Genomic DNA, 20,071 nt, shown 5'->3' on the forward strand with positions numbered 1-20,071 from the left:
CTTCCTTTTTTATTGATTAGAATCATGTCTAACGAAGTTTTGTATAAAAGTATACTTCTTGCAAAAAATACCCGTACACATCATTTATCAGATGGAGGGTAAAAAGATGGATATTTATCCTAAAGCAAAGCAAGCAGCAGTAAAAGCTGTATTTATCGTGTGTCTCGTTTCATTTGGCCTGCCCTTTCTGCCAGAGAAGCCAGGGGCCTTTTCGGAACAGGTCATCCAAATCGGGGCGGTCGGAGAGGATGTTATCGAGCTGCAATCAAGGCTTCAGCATATTGGCTACTACAATGGAGAAGTAGATGGCGTATTCGGCTGGGGTACATATTGGGCAGTAAGGAATTTCCAGGAGGCCTTCGGCATGCCTATTGATGGGCTTGTTGGAGAGGATACGAAAAACAAATTAGTAAGGGCTTCGAAGTACGAGAGAAATACGGCCAGATCACAAGGAGGCGGAGGGGGCGGAGGCGGTGGCCAATCAGGTGGACCGTCAGCTACAGCCGTTCCGCCAGGGTTCTCGCAAAATGACATTCAGCTAATGGCAAACGCGGTACACGGAGAAGCGCGTGGAGAGCCGTATGAAGGCCAGGTTGCTGTTGCTGCCGTGATTTTAAACAGAGTGGAGAGCGAAACCTTTCCGAATACGGTAGCAGGTGTAATTTTTGAGCCTAGAGCCTTTACAGCCGTTGCTGACGGCCAAATTTGGCTTACTCCGAACGAAACATCAAGGAAGGCTGTCATCGATGCTATTAACGGCTGGGATCCAACAGGAGAGGCGTTATATTACTTTAACCCGGATACGGCGACGAGTCCATGGATATGGACAAGGCCACAAATCAAGAGAATAGGAAAACACATTTTCTGCAAATAAAGAAAGGAGGATCATCATGCTGCGTACGGTTATCATTGCTGCTTTGTCCCTGGCCGCTATCGGCGTCGGCTTTTGGGGCTATCAGGAGCATAAAGAAAAAAACGCCATCTTAATCAATGCCGAAAACAACTATCAGCGTGCCTTTCATGAATTAACGTTTAATGTTGACCGGATTCATGATCAGATCGGTGCCGCGCTTGCTATGAATTCGAGAGAGTCTCTTTCCCCTGCTTTAGCAGATGTATGGCGTATGACGTCTCAGGCACAAAGCGAGGTCGGACAGCTTCCCTTGACTCTCCTTCCCTTCAACAAAACAGAGGAGTTTCTCGGGAACATTGGCCAATTTACGTACAAAACAGCTGTTAGAGATTTGGAGAAAGAGCCGCTGACAGATGAGGAGTACAATTACCTTCAAAAGCTTCATGAACAATCAGCAGATATTCAAAGCGAGCTGCGCAAAGTCCAGCACATGGCTCTAGAAAATAATTTGCGATGGATGGATGTAGAGCTCGCACTAGCTACCGGAGAGGAAAGGACGGACAATACTATCATTGATGGGTTTAAAACGGTAGAAAAGAAGTCCGAGGGCTTCAGTGAGTCAAATGTGAGCATGCTGCCGGGGAATAATAGTGAACTGGACACGAATCATTTAGCGAAAATTAATGCGCCCGCCATTACGGAAAAGCAGGCGGTCCAAAAAGCAAAAGCCTATGCGCAAATGAAGCATGTAGGTGAAGTTAAAGTGACAGAGAGCGGGAAAGGCTCGGATATCCCATTCTATAGTGTATATGTGGAAAGTAAAGACGGTGCCGGCAATGTGGACATAACGAAAAAAGGCGGCCATATCCTCTCTTACATGAATAACAGAGACGTAGGAAAAGCGAAGATCAGCTTGAATGAAGCGGGTAACAAAGCAGCAGGGTTCCTAAAGCAGCAGAAGATGGAAGGGCTCGTTCTTCATGAAAGCACTCAATATGACAATGTTGGTGTATTTACGTTTGTAGGTAAAAAGGATGCAGTTTTTATTTACCCGGATTCTGTTAAAGTAAAAGTTGCTCTGGATAACGGCCAGATCCTCGGTATTGTGGCGAATGAGTACTGGAGGAATCACCATGACAGAAAGCTGGCAAAACCTTCTCTGACGGAAGAAGAAGCAGAAAAGCGCATTAATCCAAGGGTTCAGGTTCAGGAGAAGAATTTGGCTGTCGTAAAGAATGAACTAAACGAGGAAGTTCTTTGTTACGAGTTTCTCGGAACGTTAGGGAAAGAGACATACCGCATTTTAATTAATGCTAATGACGGTACAGAGGAGCAGGTAGAGAGGCTGCGCCTGTCAGAGCCGCTGTATGACCGTGTTGTCTAAGCTTCATTCTAAAGGCTGCTATTCAGCGGAAGCCATATTAAGAAAAGTCTGTATTTATTGCTTCCGCCGAACGGCGGCTTTTTTTTGGAAGAATATACTCCTGCTGTATGATAGAATAAGGAGAAAAACTGTTTAGAAGGTGAAGCCATGAAAAGGAATATCCAAATTGCGATTGATGGACCTGCAGCAGCAGGCAAGAGTACTGTAGCAAAAATTGCAGCCGAGAAGCTATCCTATATTTACATCGATACAGGAGCGATGTACCGAGCACTTACTTATAAGGCATTGCAAGCAGGGGCGAATCTCGAGGATGAACAGCAGCTGCTTGAACTGCTCTGTGATTCCGACATCGGTCTAAAGCCTGGTGAAAATGGGCAAAGAGTGTACCTTGACGGCAAGGAAGTAACGAATGAGATACGAACCAACAAAGTGACGAATCATGTGTCAATTGTCGCTAAGCATGCATTGGTTCGAAAGGAAATGGTTAAGCGTCAGCAGAAGTTTGCCGAGGGCGGCGGAGTAATTATGGATGGCCGCGACATCGGCACGCATGTGCTTCCAAACGCGGAAGTAAAGATTTTTTTAAAAGCGAGTGCGGAAGAGCGGGCAAAAAGAAGGTATGCGGAAAATATTTCTAAAGGAATTCCAGCAAATATAGAGAAACTTAAAGAAGAGATCATTCTTCGCGACAAAATGGATACCGAAAGGGAAGCTGCCCCGCTAAAAAAAGCGGACGATGCCATTGAGCTGGATACGACTGATTTATCCATTCAGGACGTAGTGGATCGCATTATTTCAATCGTGGAGGAAAAGGAAAAGACATGGTAACGTTTTATCAGTTTGCTAAATCGGTTGTGAAATCCATTTTAACTCCTTTGTATCGGATTGAAGTGCGTGGCCTAGAGCATTTTCCGAAAGAGGGAGGCGTTCTTCTTTGCAGCAATCATATTGATAATCTTGATCCGCCAGTAGTTGGAATTACGGCTCCGCGGCCGGTTTCATTTATGGCGAAAGAAGAGTTGTTTAAAGTCCCGATTTTCGGGAAAATGGTTGGTAACCTCAATGCTTTCCCGGTGAAAAGAGGGATGAGTGACCGTGATGCCATTCGGAAAGGTCTCAAGTTATTGAAAGAAGGGCATGTGCTAGGTCTGTTCCCTGAGGGCACACGCTCGAAAACTGGAGAAATCGGAAAAGGTTTGGCAGGCGCCGGGTTCTTCGCGCTGCGTACGGACGCGCAAGTGGTTCCATGCGCCATAGTTGGCCCTTATAAGGTGTTCGGCAAGCTTAAGGTTGTTTATGGTTCCCCGATTGATATGGAGGAGCTGCGCAGCAGAAAAGCAAGCGCAGAAGAGGTGACGGAGGTTATTATGTCTCACATTCGCCGGTTGAAAGAGGAGAATAGCTAAACGCTTCTTGCTTGACAAATGCCGGCAATTGTTAGAAGTTAATAGAAAGAATATTTTATCAAATAAATGTAAGCAGTTCTGTATTAAGGAGGAGTACATATGACAGAGGATATGAACCAAGCAGAAGTAAATAACTATGAAGTAGGCGACAAGGTGAATGCTACCGTAGTAAAGGTAGAAGAAAAGCAGGTGCAAGTGGAAATTGAGGGCAGCAAGAAGGATGGGATCATCCCGATCAGTGAGCTTTCCAGCCTTCATGTGGAGAAAGCGAGCGACGTTGTTAATGAAGGAGACCAGCTGGTTCTTCAAGTGACAAAGGAAGAGGATGACCTTTATGTTCTTTCCAAGCGTAAGGCAGATGCAGAAACAGCTTGGGAGGAAGCGAAACGACGCTTTGAGAGCGGTGAAGTGTTTGAAGCAGAAGTGAAAGAAGTAGTGAAAGGCGGCTTAGTGGTTGATTTAGGCATTCGCGGCTTTATTCCAGCTTCATTAGTGGAAGATCACTATGTAGAGGATTTCGAGGATTATAAAGGCAAGACTATGAGCTTCAAAATTGTAGAGCTTGAGCAGGAGAAGAACCGCTTAATCCTTTCTCATAGAGCTGTACTCGATATGCAGAAGTCAGAACAAAAGCAAAAAGTGCTATCCGAAATTGAAGCAGGAGATGTTCTGGATGGGAAAGTTCAGCGCTTAACTGATTTCGGTGCCTTTGTTGACATCGGCGGGGTAGATGGACTTGTCCACATTTCCCAGCTTTCTCATGAGCATGTAGAAAAGCCATCTGATGTGCTAGAGGAAGGGCAAGAAGTAAAGGTGAAAGTTCTTTCTGTCGACCGCGACAATGAAAGAATCTCTTTATCCATCAAGGAAACGCTGCCTGGACCTTGGACAGATATCGCTGACAAAGCACCGGTTGGCTCTGAGCTGACAGGCAAAGTAAAGCGCCTCGTGTCCTATGGGGCTTTTGTAGAAGTGTTCCCTGGTGTAGAAGGACTTGTTCACATTTCCCAAATTTCTAACAGACATATCGGTACACCTCATGAAGTATTAGAGGAAGGCCAAGAGGTAAAAGTGAAGGTTCTTGACGTAAACGAAGAAGAGAAACGTCTTTCTCTAACAATGAAGCCATTTGATGAACAGGCTCAGCAAGAAGAGGAATCCTACAGCATGCCGGAAGAGAACACTGGTTTTTCTCTCAGTGAAATGATCGGCGACCAGCTGAAAGGGTTAAAGCGGGACGAATAAGAGCAGCGCGCTTGCATTTTCAATGGGTAGACCCGTTTCATTTGACAGGTTCTTCTTAATACGGAGCTGTATATCACATACGGGTAAAAGCAGGCCGGCTTTTCAATAAGCTGCCTGCTTTTCTCCGTCCTTGTACAGATTAGCAGCACCGCGCGATTATAGTTGCCTGGTATAGGGAATATTGATAAAATAAACAAGTTCAACAAGCCCTTCTTATGTTAGAAGGGTTTTATTTATAAGGATAGAGAACTGTCAACATGAAATAGAATGAATGCATGGAAAGGATGAACCTAATGGTGAAACCAGTTGTCGCCATCGTTGGCCGCCCGAATGTCGGAAAGTCCACAATCTTTAACCGCATAGTCGGTGAAAGAGTGTCGATAGTTGAAGATGTTCCAGGAGTGACTAGGGACCGTATTTATAGCTCGGGCGAGTGGTTAAATAACGAATTTAATTTAATTGATACAGGCGGGATTGATCTCGGCGATGAGCCTTTTTTAGAGCAGATCCGCCAACAGGCAGAGCTTGCGATTGAAGAGGCGGATGTTATTATCTTTTTAGCCAGTGGCCGCGAAGGAGTCACATCTGCCGATGAAGAGGTAGCGAAAATATTATACCGTTCGAAAAAACCGGTTGTGTTAGCTGTTAATAAAGTGGACAACCCGGAAATGAGAAGCCAGATTTATGACTTTTACTCCTTAGGTTTTGGTGAACCGTTCCCTATATCGGGAGCTCACGGCATTGGCCTTGGTGACATGCTCGATGCTGTGGTTGAGCATTTTCCGAAGCAGGAAGAGGAGGAATATGATGAAGATGTCATCAAGTTCTCTTTAATTGGCCGCCCGAATGTCGGGAAGTCTTCATTAGTGAATGCACTTTTAGGGGAAGACCGGGTTATCGTTAGTGATATCGCTGGCACAACGAGAGATGCGGTTGACTCGCCTTACACCTATGAAGGACAGGAATACGTCATTATTGATACAGCAGGGATGCGTAAAAAAGGGAAAGTATATGAGACGACAGAGAAATATAGCGTGCTTCGAGCTCTGAGAGCGATTGAGCGCTCGGATGTGGTACTGGTCGTCCTGAATGCGGAAGAAGGTATTCGAGAACAAGATAAGCATATTGCCGGGTATGCTCACGAAGCAGGCCGTGCCATTATCATTGTGGTCAATAAGTGGGATGCCATTGAAAAAGATGATAAAACGATGAAATCGTTTGAAGAGAATATCCGCAGTCATTTTGCTTTTCTTGATTATGCGCCGATTGTTTATCTTTCTGCGAAAACAAAGAAGCGTGTGCATACATTGCTGCCAGTCATTAATCAAGTGAGTGATAACCATGCAATGCGCGTGCAATCAAGCGTATTGAATGATGTCATCATGGATGCGGTCGCAATGAATCCAGCCCCTTCTGATAAAGGGAAACGCTTGCGAATTTATTATGCAACACAAGTGGCGGTCAAACCGCCGACATTTGTGGTGTTTGTCAATGAGCCGGAGCTAATGCATTTTTCTTATGAGCGTTTCTTAGAGAACCGAATACGTGAGGCCTTCGGTTTTGAAGGAACACCTCTTAAAATTATTGCGCGTGCGAGAAAATAAAGAAAAGCTGGTGAATGGCAATGAATAAGAAAGAGAGAGTAGCAGTACTTGGCGCGGGCAGCTGGGGAACTGCTTTAGCAATTGTGTTGGCTGACAATGGCCATGAGGTTCGTCTATGGTCACATAACAGGGAGCAGGTAACGGAGCTGAATGAACAGCATACGAATAAGCGCTACCTGCCTGATGTTATGCTTCCTGAGAATATTTTTGGCTATCATTTATTGGAGGAAGCGCTAGTCGGGGTTGAGATTGTCGTGCTTGCTGTTCCAACAAAAGCGGTACGCGAAGTGCTGCAGCAAGTAAAAGAAGTAAAAACAGATTCCTTCATGGTTGTGCATGTAAGTAAAGGAATTGAGCCTGATACTCACTTGCGGGTTTCGGAAGTCATTACCGACGAACTGCCGGAAGAGCTTTGCCGGGATATTGTTGTCCTTTCGGGACCGAGCCATGCCGAAGAAGTGAGTTTGCGTCAACCGACGACGGTAACAGCAGCTGCTGAAAATATGCAGGCGGCTGAGAGAGTGCAGGATCTCTTTATGAATCAGAACTTCCGTGTTTATACCAATGAGGACGTCGTAGGTGTAGAAATTGGAGGGGCGTTAAAGAATATCATTGCACTTGCTGCCGGTATCTCAGACGGACTCGAATATGGGGATAATGCGAAAGCGGCTCTGATTACGCGAGGGCTGGCTGAGATCGCCCGCTTAGGAGCTAAGATGGGGGCAAACCCGTTAACCTTCTCGGGATTAACAGGGATTGGCGACTTGATTGTTACTTGTACAAGTGTTCATTCTCGTAACTGGCGTGCAGGCAACATGCTCGGAAAAGGCTATAAGCTTGAAGAAGTGCTGGACAACATGGGCATGGTTGTCGAAGGCGTAAGAACGACGCGGGCAGCTTATCAGCTGTCTGAGAAATACGGGGTAAAGATGCCAATCACAAAAGCGCTGTACCGTGTATTGTTTGAAGGGCAGCACCCGAAGGAAGCAGTAGACGAGCTGATGGCACGGGTGAAAACACATGAAATGGAAGACTTGGTTGACTTCACGAAGGAGAACAACTAAATCCTGAAATAGGAGAAAACGAGGCCTTGGTCTCGGCAGAAAGGCAGCTTTTTAACCGGAACAGCCCGCGCTGTTTCGGTTTTTTGTGCAGCTGGCTCGTTCACTCGCGGGATGAATATGTTATAATCATGTCGGTAAAGAAGAAACCGCTTGCGTGACAAAGAGCGGACGTACAATAAAGATAGAAAATAAAGTACATAAACACAAGGAAAGGGGCAGTGGAGGATGTCATTAGCCATGCTCAACATGTGGATCTCTTTTATAGGGATGGGTCTTATGGTTATATCTGCGGTTACTATTTATTTGAGCAGGTACAAGCTCAAGAATGCCTTTTTGAAATTTATTTCCGCACTGTTTGCCTATGTGTGTATGATCACAGGCGGGTTAATCATGGTGTACATTGTATTTAGTGGTCCCTCATAAAGGGAGAAGGAGAGTGGACGAATGAGAAAATTAACGGTCGTGCTGGCAGGTGTTCTTCTTGCTTCTCTGATGAGCGGCTGTATGTTCCCGGAAGAAGAGCTGGCAAAGAACCAAGTTCCATATGAGGATCAGCTCCAGGCTGTCCAAACAGCTGTAGATCAATTTAGAGAGCAAAACGGCGGCCTTCTGCCAATTAAAACAAAAGAAGAAGACACACCAATGTATCAGAAATACCCAATTGATTTTAACAAACTTGTACCAGCCTTTATGGCTGAGCCTCCAGGGAATGCTTATGAGTCAGGCGGGATTTTTCAATATACACTCATTAATGTCGAAGAGGATCCGACTGTAAAGCTGATTGATTTACGGATGGCTGAACAAATTAGAAGCATCCAGATCCGTATTCGCTCACAAGGCTATCCGCCTTTTAAAGAAGACATTGCTGATAATGTATATACATTAGATTACAGCAAAATTGGATATGAAGAGGAGCCGTATGTCGTCAGTCCTTATACGAATAACAACCTGCCGCTCGTCATCTCTGGTGATGGCAATATATATGTAGATTATCGCAGTGACTTATACACGGCTCTCCGGGAATCCGGGAAAACAATGAAAAAAGGAGAAGACATCCGGTCAATCCTGATGGAAGATTCGCCGTTTGCTCCTGCTTTTTCATTTCCCTATACCGTTAATGACCAAAACGAGCCAGTGTTTATGGCCAAATAATGGAAGCTTATAAATATAGAACCCTCAACCTTAGGTTGAGGGTTCTATTATTTTTTAGAGAAATATTTTCAGTCATATAAGCACAGGACAACATCATACAATTTATTGTAGAGAACGCCGCTATCAAAAAAGCACTCAATAAAGTTGGGAGGGAATCAATTGGAAAAAGCAGATATTTTTAAAGATATAGCTGAACGGACAGGAGGAGATATTTACTTAGGAGTGGTTGGAGCGGTCCGTACAGGGAAGTCTACATTTATTAAAAAATTTATGGAACTGCTCGTTCTTCCAAATATAGATAATGAAGCAGAGAAGGCCAGGGCGCTGGATGAGCTGCCGCAGAGTGCTGCAGGCAAGCAAATTATGACAACAGAACCGAAGTTTGTTCCTAATCAGGCTATTTCAATCAATGTAGATGAAGGTCTGTCAGTCAACGTCCGGCTTGTCGATTGCGTTGGCTACGTCATACCGGGGGCAAAAGGATACGAAGATGAAAATGGCCCGAGAATGATTCACACGCCATGGTTTGAGGAGCCGATCCCTTTTCATGAGGCGGCTGAAATTGGTACACGAAAGGTTATTCAGGAGCATTCAACGATCGGCGTGCTGATTACTACAGACGGTACGGTAGGAGAGCTGCCGCGAAACAACTATTTAGAAGCGGAAGAAAGATTGGTAGAGGAATTAAAAGAAGTCGGCAAACCTTTCATCATGATCGTTAACTCTGCCCGTCCTCATCATGCTGAAACAGAGGAACTTCGCAGCAGTCTGGCCGAGAAGTATGATATCCCGGTTGTCGCTATGTCGGTAGAAAGCATGCGAGAAATCGATGTGATGAATGTACTGAGGGAAGCTTTGTTTGAATTCCCGGTACATGAAGTTAATGTTAACCTGCCAGGCTGGGTTATGGTGTTAAAGGAAAACCATTGGCTCCGGGGCCATTACCAGGAGGCTATTAAGGATACTGTCCAGGATATTAAGCGGTTGCGGGACGTGGATCGTGTGGTCGGACAGTTTGGGGAATATGAATTTATTGAAGGAGCTGGACTGGCCGGCATGGATATGGGGCAGGGGGTAGCAGAAATCGACCTTCATGCACCTGATGAGTTATACGATCAAGTATTGCAGGAAGTGGTTGGGGTAGAAATACGAGGGAAGGACCACTTGCTTGAACTTATGCAGGAGTTTGCCAATGCTAAGTCAGAATATGACCAGGTAGCTGACGCCCTTCGCATGGTAAAGCAGACAGGGTATGGTGTTGCCGCTCCTTCACTTGCGGACATGAGTCTCGATGAGCCAGAGATTATCCGGCAAGGATCTCGCTTTGGTGTTCGTTTAAAAGCGGTTGCTCCTTCGATCCATATGATCAAAGTAGACGTAGAATCGGAATTTGCTCCGATTATAGGTACAGAGAAGCAAAGTGAGGAGCTTGTCCGCTATTTAATGCAGGATTTCGAAGACGATCCGCTGTCTATTTGGAATTCCGATATATTTGGCCGGAACTTAAGCTCTATTGTTCGGGAAGGTATTCAAGGAAAGCTCTCCCTCATGCCTGAAAATGCCAGATATAAATTAAAAGAAACTTTAGAACGCATTATAAATGAAGGTTCAGGCGGGATGATTGCTATCATATTATAGACTGTATCTTACAGGCTCTCTTCCTTATAGGGAGTCTTTTTTGTATGCTTTGGAAACGGATGGTCGCTGAATTTCTATTTTTTGTCCGAAACCCAGAAAGAATACCAATTCTTAAAGGATTCTGCTTGATATGCCATATCTTATGTGATACTCTTTTAACAGAATTAATGTATGAAAACATTGATTTAACAGCTTTTTTCCGTTTTTATGTATAAAAATCGGGAAAGTGGCAGACGACTGTCAATAATGAAGTTGGATGTTGAAACCCCCTTTGGGAGGAGGTGAATGGCATGAATAAAACTGAATTAATTAATCAAGTTGCAGAAGCAGCGGAATTGTCTAAAAAAGATGCGACTAAAGCGGTCGAAGCCGTTTTTGATGCCATCCAAAACACTTTAGCAAGCGGCGACAAAGTTCAACTGATTGGTTTCGGTAACTTTGAAGTGCGCGAGCGTTCTGCACGTAAAGGGCGGAATCCTCAAACGGGGCAGGAAATTGAGATTGCAGCAAGCAAAGTGCCTGCATTCAAACCTGGCAAACAATTGAAAGATGCAGTAAAATGATTACATAGCCTTTTGGGGCTGCAGGAGGGACCATTTTGGTCTCTCTTTTTGTTTGAAGCAAGGACGGACAATGCACAGGCGGGGCGGATGCTTTCGCTTTTTTGGCAGTTATGCTACTATTTAATGAGTGCATTTTTATTTTATGATTTGATAGAGAGGATTGGAGAGTATGACTGAAGTAAATCGTGCTCAAATAGAGGAAGCTGTCCGCATGATTCTAGAAGCAGTCGGAGAGGATCCCAACCGTGAAGGTTTGTTAGATACGCCTAAGCGGGTGGCAAAGATGTACGAAGAGGTTTTCTCCGGTTTAAATACAGACCCTAAAGAATATTTCGAAACCATTTTTGGTGAAGATTATGAAGAACTGGTGCTAGTGAAGGATATTCCTTTTTATTCAATGTGCGAACACCATCTTGTTCCGTTTTTCGGACATGCTCATGTAGCGTACCTTCCTAAGAATGGAAAGGTGACTGGTCTCAGCAAGCTGGCGCGAGCGGTTGAAGCGGTTGCTAGGCGTCCGCAGCTTCAAGAGCGTATCACAGCAGAAGTAGCGAATGCCATCATGGAAAAGCTCCAGCCGCATGGAGTAATGGTCGTTGTGGAGGCTGAACATATGTGCATGGCTATGCGTGGCGTGAAAAAACCTGGCTCCAAAACTGTAACGACAGCTGCACGCGGAAAGTTTGCCAATGATGTGCATTCACGGTCAGAGCTGTTAAGTTTAATCAAAGGTTAATAGTAGGAGGCGTATGGAGCGAATGAAGGAGAATCAAAGCGATTTTATTATGATTCGGGCAATGGAAGATGGGGTGAATGTGATCGGATTAACGAGAGGAACAGACACTCGCTTTCACCATTCCGAGAAGCTTGATAAAGGTGAAGTGATGATTGCTCAGTTTACCGAGCACACTTCTGCTATGAAAGTGCGGGGCCGCGCCCAAATTATTACGAGCTTCGGCGAGACCGAGAGTGGCAAAGAGTCATAAAACGTAATGAAAGAGAGGCTGTCCCCAGGTAAAAGCCGAGCGCCTGTCATTTAAGGGGACAGCCTTTTATCTGCTTTGACAAGGGCTGAGCGGGTGTATAACCCGTTCGTATTTCTGATATTTATGTGATATAATATTTTTGTTTTATGTTTCAACGTGGTAGAGCCTATTTACATAGAAAAAGGTCGAAGTGAAAAGTATGGGATTAAGGGGTATAAGAAATGAATGAATGGCTAAAACAAAAAGAGATGCTTGAACAAAAAGTGCGTCAAAAACTGTCGTATCCTTATTTGCATAAATATATCGAGAAACCAGAAATAGAAGAATCCCGCCTGCTTATCTTAATGATGCCTTTCACAGCCGAACAGTTGCTTTCAGACGACATACAGATTTGTATTGTATCAGCCGCATTAATTCAAATTGCCCTTGATACCCATGAAAGAGTCATAGCTTCATCAGATTACATTGCAAAAGACCAGCAGCTCACGGTTCTAGCGGGAGATTACTTTAGTGGATTATATTACCGAACATTGGCTGAGACAGGGAACATTGACATGATCCGTTCGTTGTCGGCTGCTGTCAAAAGCATCAACGAGAGCAAAATTGCCCTTTATCACCAGGAGCACGATTCTGTATCTTCTATTATGGAGAGCGTGTATAAGATTGAGACAGAAATTATAAAACAGTTTTACTCCGTATTTGATCTTCAATCTTTCTTTCCGGTTGTTTCTCATGTTTTGTCTGCAAAGCGTCTCATAGAGGAAAAGCACCTTTTTGTGACAGGTGAGAAATCCGTTCTGGCAGAAGCGGTCGATAGCCTGGAAGCTTGGGGCAATAATCCGAGCCTGTCTGTAGATGGACAGCATGAAATGATTTCTATTTGCGATCAGTATATTAACCATGCCAAGGCGGAGGTGGAGCAGGCTCTGCATGATCGCTCGGTGGCAGGGTCTGTACGGGAGCTCTGCAGTCTTCTGTATAATGAAACATTTCGAAACAAAACATATCCGGAAGAGGGTTAAAGAATGACACAATCAAAAGAAGAAAAAGTTCATCGTGTATTTGAAAAGATCTCCTCTAACTACGACCAGATGAATTCTTTAATCAGCTTTCAGCAGCATAAGCGGTGGCGGAAGCAGACGATGAAGGCGATGAATGTCCAGGAAGGAGCGGCAGCTCTTGATGTCTGCTGCGGAACAGGTGACTGGACGATCGCTCTTGCCGAAGCGACTGGACCGAGCGGAAAAGTAATAGGACTCGATTTTAGCCAGAATATGCTGAATGTCGGCAAGGAGAAAATAAAGGAAGCAGGCTTAGAGCATGTGCAAATGATTCAGGGCAATGCTATGGAGCTTCCGTTTGAAGATGGAACGTTTGACTATGTAACGATTGGCTTCGGGCTTCGTAATGTGCCTGATTATATACAAGTACTAAAGGAAATGAATCGAGTCTTAAAACCGGGAGGCATGGCGGTTTGCCTGGAGACTTCTCAACCAACGATGCTCGGTTTCCGGCAGCTTTATTTTCTTTACTTTCGCTATTTAATGCCTATGTTTGGCAAAGTGTTTGCAAAGAGCTATAAAGAATATTCCTGGCTGCAAGAATCGGCACGTGACTTTCCAGGGATGAAGGAACTGAAAAGTATGTTTGAACAAGTTGGTTTCATCAATGTCAGCTATATGTCTCACACAGGCGGCGTGGCAGCAACCCATATTGGTTTCAAACAAAAGTAAATAAGCTGGGTGGAAAACATGAAAGTAACTATGCTGTATTCTTTTTTAAAAGCAGACATCGAATACATTGAGAGAGAATTAGAACAGGCCATATCCTCTTCTTCCCCGTCACTGCGTGATGCATCCTTGCATTTGCTGCAGGCAGGCGGTAAGAGAATTCGGCCAGTTTTTGTTTTACTTGCCGCGAAGTTTGGCGATTATAGAATTGAGCGTGTAAAGAACGTAGCGGTAGCCCTCGAGCTAATTCACATGGCTTCTCTCGTACATGACGATGTCATTGACAATGCGAAGCTTCGCCGCGGCCAGCCGACTGTAAAAGCAGAGTGGGATAACCGAATGGCGATGTACACGGGTGATTACATCTTTGCCAGGGCATTGGAATATATGACTGATATTGAAAATGCGGAAGCTCACCGCATCCTTTCGAATACAATGGTCGAGCTATGCATAGGAGAAATCAATCAAATTAAAGATAAGTATCAATACAGTCAAAATTTAAGAGATTACTTGCGCCGTATTAAACGCAAGACAGCCATACTGATGGCTGCCAGCTGCCAGCTTGGTGCTCTTGCCGCGGACGTACCGGATGGCCTTCACCAAAAGTTTTATCAGTTCGGTTACAATGTCGGCATGGCCTTTCAAATCACAGATGATATTCTTGATTTCACGGCCACGGAAAAAGAGCTTGGCAAGCCGGCAGGAAGTGACCTTTTGCAGGGGAATGTAACGCTTCCGGCTTTATATGCGCTTGAGGATGAGCGTTTAAGAGAGCAAATCATGCAGGTAGGCGAACATACAACAAAACAGGAAATGGCTGAGATTATTCATCAAATGAAGCGAAGCGACGTACTGGATCGTTCTCGTGCATTAAGTCAGCGTTATTTACGCAAGGCACTCGTTATACTGGATGAACTGCCGTCCAACCGAACGAAGAAATCCCTGCGTGATATTGCTAAATTTGTCGGCAAACGAAAATATTAGGGTTTTTCAGCAGAAATATTGTCAAACCATGGAATCAATGATAGTATTTTGAGGAATTGCTGTAAAAATTACATATTATAGGAGTGAAAACAATGGAAAGAACATATTTAATGGTTAAGCCTGATGGCGTACAAAGAGGATTAATTGGTGAAATCGTTGCTCGTTTTGAGAAGAAAGGATTCCAATTAGTAGGCGCTAAATTAATGAGCGTATCTAAAGAAACAGCTGAAGAGCATTACGGTGAGCATAAAGAGCGCCCATTCTTCGGTGAATTAGTGGACTTTATTACTTCTGGTCCGGTTTTTGCTATGGTTTGGGAAGGCGAGAATGTGATCGCGACAGCTCGTCAAATGATGGGTTCAACAAATCCGAAAGATGCAGCACCGGGAACTATTCGCGGAGATTACGGTGTAACAGTCGGCAAGAACATTATCCACGGATCTGACTCTCCTGAAAGTGCAGAAAGAGAAATTGGCATTTTCTTTAAAGAAGAAGAATTAACTTCGTACAGCAAGCAAATTAACGAGTGGATTTACTAATACCGCTAAAAAAACCGCTGCCAGATGGCAGCGGTTTTATTTTTTGTAAAATTCCCTGTCTCTTCCCTGTAATTTCGATATAATGAGGAGACAGAATGTTGTGATATTGCTTGGCAGCAGCGAAGAGAAAAGAGGGAAGACAATGAATGATTACGAGCAATTTATTGCAAATATAAAAAGAAAGACAGGCATTGACTTAAGTCAATATAAAGAAGCGCAAATGAAAAGGCGCTTAACATCTTTGTACGAAAAAAAGGGATGTCAGTCATTCGCTGAATACTTTCACCTCCTTAATGAAGACATGAACCTCTTAAATGAGTTCTTAGATAGAATGACAATTAACGTATCTGAATTTTATCGAAACCCTGGAAGGTGGAAGGTGTTAGAAAAGAGGATTTTACCTCGTCTGCTAGCTTCTAATAAGAAGCTGAAGGTATGGAGTGCCGGCTGTTCCACGGGAGAAGAGCCGTACACGGTGGCTATGATGCTTTCTCGCTATATCCCTTTAACAGGCCTTTCTATATTAGCTACTGATCTGGATGAAAATGCACTTCAAAAAGCGAAACGAGGCGTCTATTCAGAACGCTCTGTAGCTGAGGTTCCCACGCTGGAGAGGCAGCGTTTTTTTACGAAAGAAGGAGAGTTTTATACGGTAAATGAGAAGCTGAAACGAACGATCATCTTCAAAAAGCTTGATTTGCTTGCTGAGCCGTTTGATACAAATGTTGATTTAATTATTTGCCGAAACGTGATGATTTACTTTACGGAGGAGGCAAAGGATACGCTTTATCAGAAATTCAATGCAGCATTAAAACCAGGCGGCGTTCTCTTTGTTGGCAGCACCGAACAAATTTTTAACCCGAAGCAATACGGCTTTGAAACGGAGGATACATTTTTCTACCGAAAGATAGAACAGTAATACACCTCCTTGTTGGAAAAACAACTAGGCGAAAGGCCAGATATATATGCCTGCATGGACCCGCCTAACATTAATATTTAGAAAAATGTAAAGAATTACGACAAATAAACCACTAATTGTGGTAAAATTCTCGAAAATATATCTGTCGTTTATAACAGATACAAAAAATTATGTTATAGTAATACATAACCGCTTTAACGAGTTGAAGGGAGAAAGTGAAATGAGATATTTAACTGCAGGAGAGTCACATGGACCACAATTAACTACTATTATTGAAGGGCTTCCGGCTGGCATGCCATTGACAGCGGAAGATATAAATGAACAGCTGGGCCGCAGACAAAAAGGCCATGGCCGGGGCAGAAGAATGCAAATTGAGAAGGATCAGGCACAGATCAAAAGCGGAATCCGCCATGGCTATACGCTTGGATCACCTGTTGCTCTCGTGGTAGAGAATAACGACTGGAAGCACTGGACGAAAATTATGGGAAGTGAACCGATTGATGAATCGGCTGCAGAGGAAGTAAAGCGCCAAATTACCCGTCCTCGACCGGGGCACGCTGATTTAAATGGCGGACTGAAGTATGGGCACCGGGACATGAGAAATGTTCTTGAACGTTCTTCCGCCCGTGAAACGACTGTTCGTGTTGCTGCTGGTGCAGTAGCGAAAAAGCTTCTAGCACTGTTAGGCATAGAAGTAGCTGCTCATGTATTGGAAATTGGGGGTGTAAAGGCAGATAAAGTATCCTTTGAGAGCTTGGAAGAGCTTCGTGAGCGAAGTGAAGCGTCTCCTGTCCGCTGTCTGGATGAAGAAGCTGAGAAGAAGATGATGCAGGCGATTGATGATGCAAAAGCGAATGGTGACTCGATCGGTGGAATTGTAGAAGTGATTGCTGAAGGGATGCCGGCTGGTGTAGGAAGCTATGTTCAATGGGATCGTAAGCTTGATGCGAAGCTGGCGGCTGCGATTGTAAGCATTAATGCCTTCAAAGGAGTCGAATTTGGTATAGGATTTGAGGCAGCTGAGCGCTTCGGCAGCGAAGTGCACGACGAGATTGCTTGGAACGAAGCGCAAGGGTATTACCGCAAAACGAACCGTCTTGGCGGGTTTGAAGGCGGCATGACAAATGGAATGCCGGTCGTTGTACGAGGTGTCATGAAGCCGATTCCGACGCTTTACAAGCCGCTTGAGAGTGTAGATATTGATACGAAGGAACCATTTACGGCAAGCATTGAGCGTTCCGACAGCTGTGCGGTGCCAGCAGCAGCGGTAGTTGCAGAAGCGGTTGTAGCCTGGGAGCTTGCATCTGCAATTGTTGACCAATTCTACAGTGACCGTATGGATGCGTTAGTGGCCTCGGTAGAAGAGTTCCGCCGCTATGCGAAGGAGTTTTAATAATGAGAGAGCTGCTGATTGAAACACCAGATCAGTCTTATCCAGTATATGTTGGAGAGGGAGCGTTAGGTAAGCTGAAGGAATTGTTTGAGGGGGCTTTACAGACAACGACGAAGCTACTTGTCATCGCAGATGAGTTTGTTTCCTCGCTCCATGGCGAAACACTTAAACAAGCTCTTCCAGATCAGCTGCCGTTTGAATGGCTGACTGTGCCGCAAGGAGAGTCAGCTAAGTCTTTTGCTTCCTTTGAACGCTGCCTTACCTTTGCGCTGGAGAAAGGCCTTGACCGCAAGTCATGCATTTTAGCTTTCGGCGGAGGAGCGGCTGGGGATTTAGCGGGCTATGTAGCAGCGAGCTATATGCGGGGAATTTCATTTATTCAGATCCCAACGACGATTTTAGCTCACGACAGCGCGGTAGGTGGAAAAACCGCGATTAACCATCCGCTTGGGAAAAATATGATTGGTCACTTTCATCAGCCAAGAGCGGTTGTCTATGATACACGCTTCCTGCGGTCCTTGCCCGAGCAGGAAGTCCGCTCTGGTTTTGCTGAAGTAATTAAACATTCCCTTATTGCTGATCCGGCATTTTTAGAGGAGCTTATGGAAAAGGTAGCAGGCTTTCAGGACCTCTCTGAAGAGTTTCTTGCCTATTGCTTAGAAAAGGGTATCCAAATTAAAGGAAAAATTGTGAAAGAGGATGTCAAGGAACAGGGCATCCGTGCTTATTTAAATTTCGGCCATACATATGGTCATGCCATTGAGGCAAAGCTGGGCTATGGCAATATTACACACGGGGAAGCTGTAGCTGCCGGTATGGTATATGCTCTCTATATCAGCGAGCAGAAGGAAGGACTCCGGTTTGACTTGAAGCGCTTTATGAACTGGCTTCTTCAGCTTGGCTATCCGCTCCATTTAAATCAGTCACTAGATTTCGAAGAGCTGTATCAGCTAATGGCCAGGGATAAAAAAGCAGTTGGCGAAAAAATCCGTTTTGTCCTATTAAAAGAAGTAGGACGGCCGGTGATTGTTGAAACAAGCCGTGAAGAGCTTCAGAAAGCAGATCAATTTATGAGGGAGGAGGCTGCCGTATGATGCGGGGGATTCGAGGAGCTATTACAGTAAAGGAAAATACAGAAAAAGAGATGCTTGATGCAGCTGAAAGGCTGTTTAAAGAAGTTTTTAGCCAGAACAAGGTGCAGCCTGAAGATGTTTGTTCCATCTTTGTATCTGTAACAGAAGATATTAATGCAGTCTTTCCAGCGAAAGCTTTAAGAAGAATTGAGGGGAACTGGGACTATGTGCCGATTATGTGCATGAATGAGGTGCCTGTGCCAGGAAGCCTGAAGAAATGCATTCGAGTAATGGTCCATGTGAATACAGAGACAGCACAGCAGGACATCCAGCATGTATATTTAGAGGAAGCTGTAAAGCTGCGTCCAGACTTAAAGCAGGAAAAAGATCCTGCAGTCAACTAAGCAAAAAAGTGAAGGGATTGTGATGAGAATGAAATGGAAACAACAGATTAACGGCTTAAAAGCCTATCAGCCGGGCCGTTCAATCGAAGAGGTCAAAAAAGCATATGGACTAGAGAAGGTTGTTAAGCTGGCTTCCAATGAAAATCCTTTCGGTCCGTCCAATCAAGCGAAGGAGTGGGTTCGTTCTTATGATGCTTCTTTTGCTATTTACCCAGATGGATATACAACTGAGCTTCGCCTTGCTTTAAGCGAGACCATCGGAGTGAAAGAAAAGCAGCTTATTTTTGGAAACGGTTCGGATGAGCTTATTCTTATGATTTCAAGAGCCCTGCTAGAGCCAGGAAAGAACACAGTAATGGCTGCTCCGACTTTTCCGCAATATCGCCACAACGCGAGAGTGGAAGGAGCGGAAATTCGCGAAATACCACTTATAGATGGGGCGCATGATCTGGATGGCATGCTTAGGCAGATAGATGAAAACACAGCTGTTGTTTGGCTTTGCAGTCCGAATAACCCTACTGGCATCTATATTTCTAACGATGAACTAACAGCGTTTTTAGATAAAGTCCCAGAGGATGTGCTTGTGGTCCTTGATGAAGCCTACTATGAGTATGTGACAGCGGATGATTACTATGACTCAGTTAAAATTGTTGAGCAATATAAGAACGTGCTTGCATTAAGAACTTTCTCAAAAATTTACGGGCTGGCAAGCTTCCGTGTCGGGTATGGTTTTGGATCTGAAGAACTCATTCGCATGCTCGACCCTGTTCGTGAACCCTTCAATGTAAATACGCTTGGGTCTGGTGCTGCCTTAGCTGCTCTGGCTGACCAAGAATTTATAGATACATGCCGTGAGGAAAACGAAAAGGGCCGTGAGCAGTTCTACCAATTCTGTAAAGAAGAGAACCTCAATTACTACCCGTCTCAAGGAAACTTTGTACTCATCTATTTCCCTTGTGACAGCGATGAAGTATTTGAGTATTTAATGAAAAATGGCTACATTATCCGTTCGGGAAATGCCCTTGGGTGCCCAGGCGCTGTCCGGGTAACGGTTGGGTCAAAGGAACAGAATGAGGGAGTCATCCAGGCGATGAAGCAGTTTTTAGTAGAAAAGGCGATTAGACAGTAGGTGTT

Annotated in this window: 22 protein-coding genes; all 22 read left to right on the forward strand. The window is 44.6% G+C overall.

Annotated features, from left to right (window positions below; all coding sequences use genetic code 11):
- The first annotated feature begins 106 nt into the window (after positions 1-106).
- Complete coding sequence (gene sleB, locus QY97_RS02895; RefSeq protein ID WP_039237746.1) at positions 107-874, forward strand: spore cortex-lytic enzyme; 768 nt, start codon at positions 107-109, stop codon at positions 872-874.
- A 16-nt stretch (positions 875-890) separates the two neighbouring features.
- Positions 891-2,237: a germination protein YpeB gene (gene ypeB, locus QY97_RS02900; protein ID WP_039237747.1), complete on the forward strand. Its 1,347-nt coding sequence runs from the start codon at positions 891-893 to the stop codon at positions 2,235-2,237.
- 147 nt (positions 2,238-2,384) lie between these two features.
- Positions 2,385-3,065 (forward strand): (d)CMP kinase, encoded by a 681-nt coding sequence (gene cmk / locus QY97_RS02905; protein WP_039237748.1) that lies wholly within the window; start codon positions 2,385-2,387, stop codon positions 3,063-3,065.
- Positions 3,059-3,643, forward strand: coding sequence for a lysophospholipid acyltransferase family protein (locus QY97_RS02910; RefSeq protein WP_039237749.1), 585 nt, complete (start codon positions 3,059-3,061; stop codon positions 3,641-3,643). The genes cmk and QY97_RS02910 overlap by 7 nt, the downstream gene beginning before the upstream one ends.
- 99 nt (positions 3,644-3,742) lie before the next feature.
- The gene (gene rpsA / locus QY97_RS02915; RefSeq protein ID WP_039237750.1) at positions 3,743-4,888 is read left to right on the forward strand and encodes a 30S ribosomal protein S1; all 1,146 of its coding nucleotides are present in this window, start codon (positions 3,743-3,745) and stop codon (positions 4,886-4,888) included.
- Between the two features lie 293 nt (positions 4,889-5,181).
- A complete protein-coding gene (gene der, locus QY97_RS02920; protein WP_039237751.1) occupies positions 5,182-6,492 on the forward strand; it encodes a ribosome biogenesis GTPase Der in 1,311 nt (436 codons plus the stop codon).
- A 20-nt stretch (positions 6,493-6,512) separates the two neighbouring features.
- Complete coding sequence (locus QY97_RS02925; RefSeq protein ID WP_039237898.1) at positions 6,513-7,556, forward strand: NAD(P)H-dependent glycerol-3-phosphate dehydrogenase; 1,044 nt, start codon at positions 6,513-6,515, stop codon at positions 7,554-7,556.
- A gap of 246 nt (positions 7,557-7,802) precedes the next feature.
- Complete coding sequence (locus QY97_RS02930; protein ID WP_315849918.1) at positions 7,803-7,979, forward strand: DUF2768 domain-containing protein; 177 nt, start codon at positions 7,803-7,805, stop codon at positions 7,977-7,979.
- A gap of 21 nt (positions 7,980-8,000) precedes the next feature.
- Entirely contained in the window at positions 8,001-8,708 is a 708-nt protein-coding gene (locus QY97_RS02935) for a hypothetical protein (RefSeq protein WP_039237753.1), read from the forward strand.
- Positions 8,709-8,867: 159 nt separating this feature from the next.
- Complete coding sequence (gene spoIVA / locus QY97_RS02940; protein ID WP_039237754.1) at positions 8,868-10,346, forward strand: stage IV sporulation protein A; 1,479 nt, start codon at positions 8,868-8,870, stop codon at positions 10,344-10,346.
- A 290-nt stretch (positions 10,347-10,636) separates the two neighbouring features.
- Positions 10,637-10,909 carry an HU family DNA-binding protein gene (locus QY97_RS02945; protein WP_039237755.1) on the forward strand — a complete coding sequence of 91 codons (273 nt, stop codon included), beginning with the start codon at positions 10,637-10,639 and terminating at the stop codon, positions 10,907-10,909.
- A gap of 169 nt (positions 10,910-11,078) precedes the next feature.
- Positions 11,079-11,645 carry a GTP cyclohydrolase I FolE gene (folE, locus tag QY97_RS02950; protein ID WP_039237756.1) on the forward strand — a complete coding sequence of 189 codons (567 nt, stop codon included), beginning with the start codon at positions 11,079-11,081 and terminating at the stop codon, positions 11,643-11,645.
- Between the two features lie 22 nt (positions 11,646-11,667).
- Positions 11,668-11,895, forward strand: coding sequence for a trp RNA-binding attenuation protein MtrB (gene mtrB / locus QY97_RS02955; protein WP_408606236.1), 228 nt, complete (start codon positions 11,668-11,670; stop codon positions 11,893-11,895).
- Between the two features lie 221 nt (positions 11,896-12,116).
- Entirely contained in the window at positions 12,117-12,917 is an 801-nt protein-coding gene (locus QY97_RS02960; RefSeq protein ID WP_039237758.1) for a heptaprenyl diphosphate synthase component 1, read from the forward strand.
- A gap of 3 nt (positions 12,918-12,920) precedes the next feature.
- Positions 12,921-13,628: a demethylmenaquinone methyltransferase gene (locus QY97_RS02965; RefSeq protein ID WP_039237759.1), complete on the forward strand. Its 708-nt coding sequence runs from the start codon at positions 12,921-12,923 to the stop codon at positions 13,626-13,628.
- Positions 13,629-13,646: 18 nt separating this feature from the next.
- On the forward strand, positions 13,647-14,609 hold the full coding sequence (gene hepT / locus QY97_RS02970) for a heptaprenyl diphosphate synthase component II (protein ID WP_039237760.1): 963 nt from the start codon (positions 13,647-13,649) through the stop codon (positions 14,607-14,609).
- A 92-nt stretch (positions 14,610-14,701) separates the two neighbouring features.
- Positions 14,702-15,148, forward strand: coding sequence for a nucleoside-diphosphate kinase (ndk, locus tag QY97_RS02975; protein ID WP_039237761.1), 447 nt, complete (start codon positions 14,702-14,704; stop codon positions 15,146-15,148).
- Positions 15,149-15,290: 142 nt separating this feature from the next.
- Positions 15,291-16,067, forward strand: coding sequence for a CheR family methyltransferase (locus QY97_RS02980; protein ID WP_039237899.1), 777 nt, complete (start codon positions 15,291-15,293; stop codon positions 16,065-16,067).
- Positions 16,068-16,287: 220 nt separating this feature from the next.
- Positions 16,288-17,460, forward strand: a complete 1,173-nt coding sequence (gene aroC / locus QY97_RS02985) for a chorismate synthase (RefSeq protein ID WP_039237762.1) — start codon at positions 16,288-16,290, stop codon at positions 17,458-17,460.
- A 2-nt stretch (positions 17,461-17,462) separates the two neighbouring features.
- On the forward strand, positions 17,463-18,554 hold the full coding sequence (gene aroB / locus QY97_RS02990; RefSeq protein WP_039237763.1) for a 3-dehydroquinate synthase: 1,092 nt from the start codon (positions 17,463-17,465) through the stop codon (positions 18,552-18,554).
- Complete coding sequence (gene aroH / locus QY97_RS02995; RefSeq protein WP_039237764.1) at positions 18,551-18,937, forward strand: chorismate mutase; 387 nt, start codon at positions 18,551-18,553, stop codon at positions 18,935-18,937. The genes aroB and aroH overlap by 4 nt, the downstream gene beginning before the upstream one ends.
- A 28-nt stretch (positions 18,938-18,965) precedes the next feature.
- Entirely contained in the window at positions 18,966-20,066 is a 1,101-nt protein-coding gene (gene hisC, locus QY97_RS03000; RefSeq protein ID WP_039237900.1) for a histidinol-phosphate transaminase, read from the forward strand.
- Positions 20,067-20,071: the final 5 nt, after the last annotated feature.

The organism is Bacillus thermotolerans (genome assembly GCF_000812025.2).
Classification (GTDB): Bacteria; Bacillota; Bacilli; order Bacillales; family Domibacillaceae; genus Quasibacillus; species Quasibacillus thermotolerans.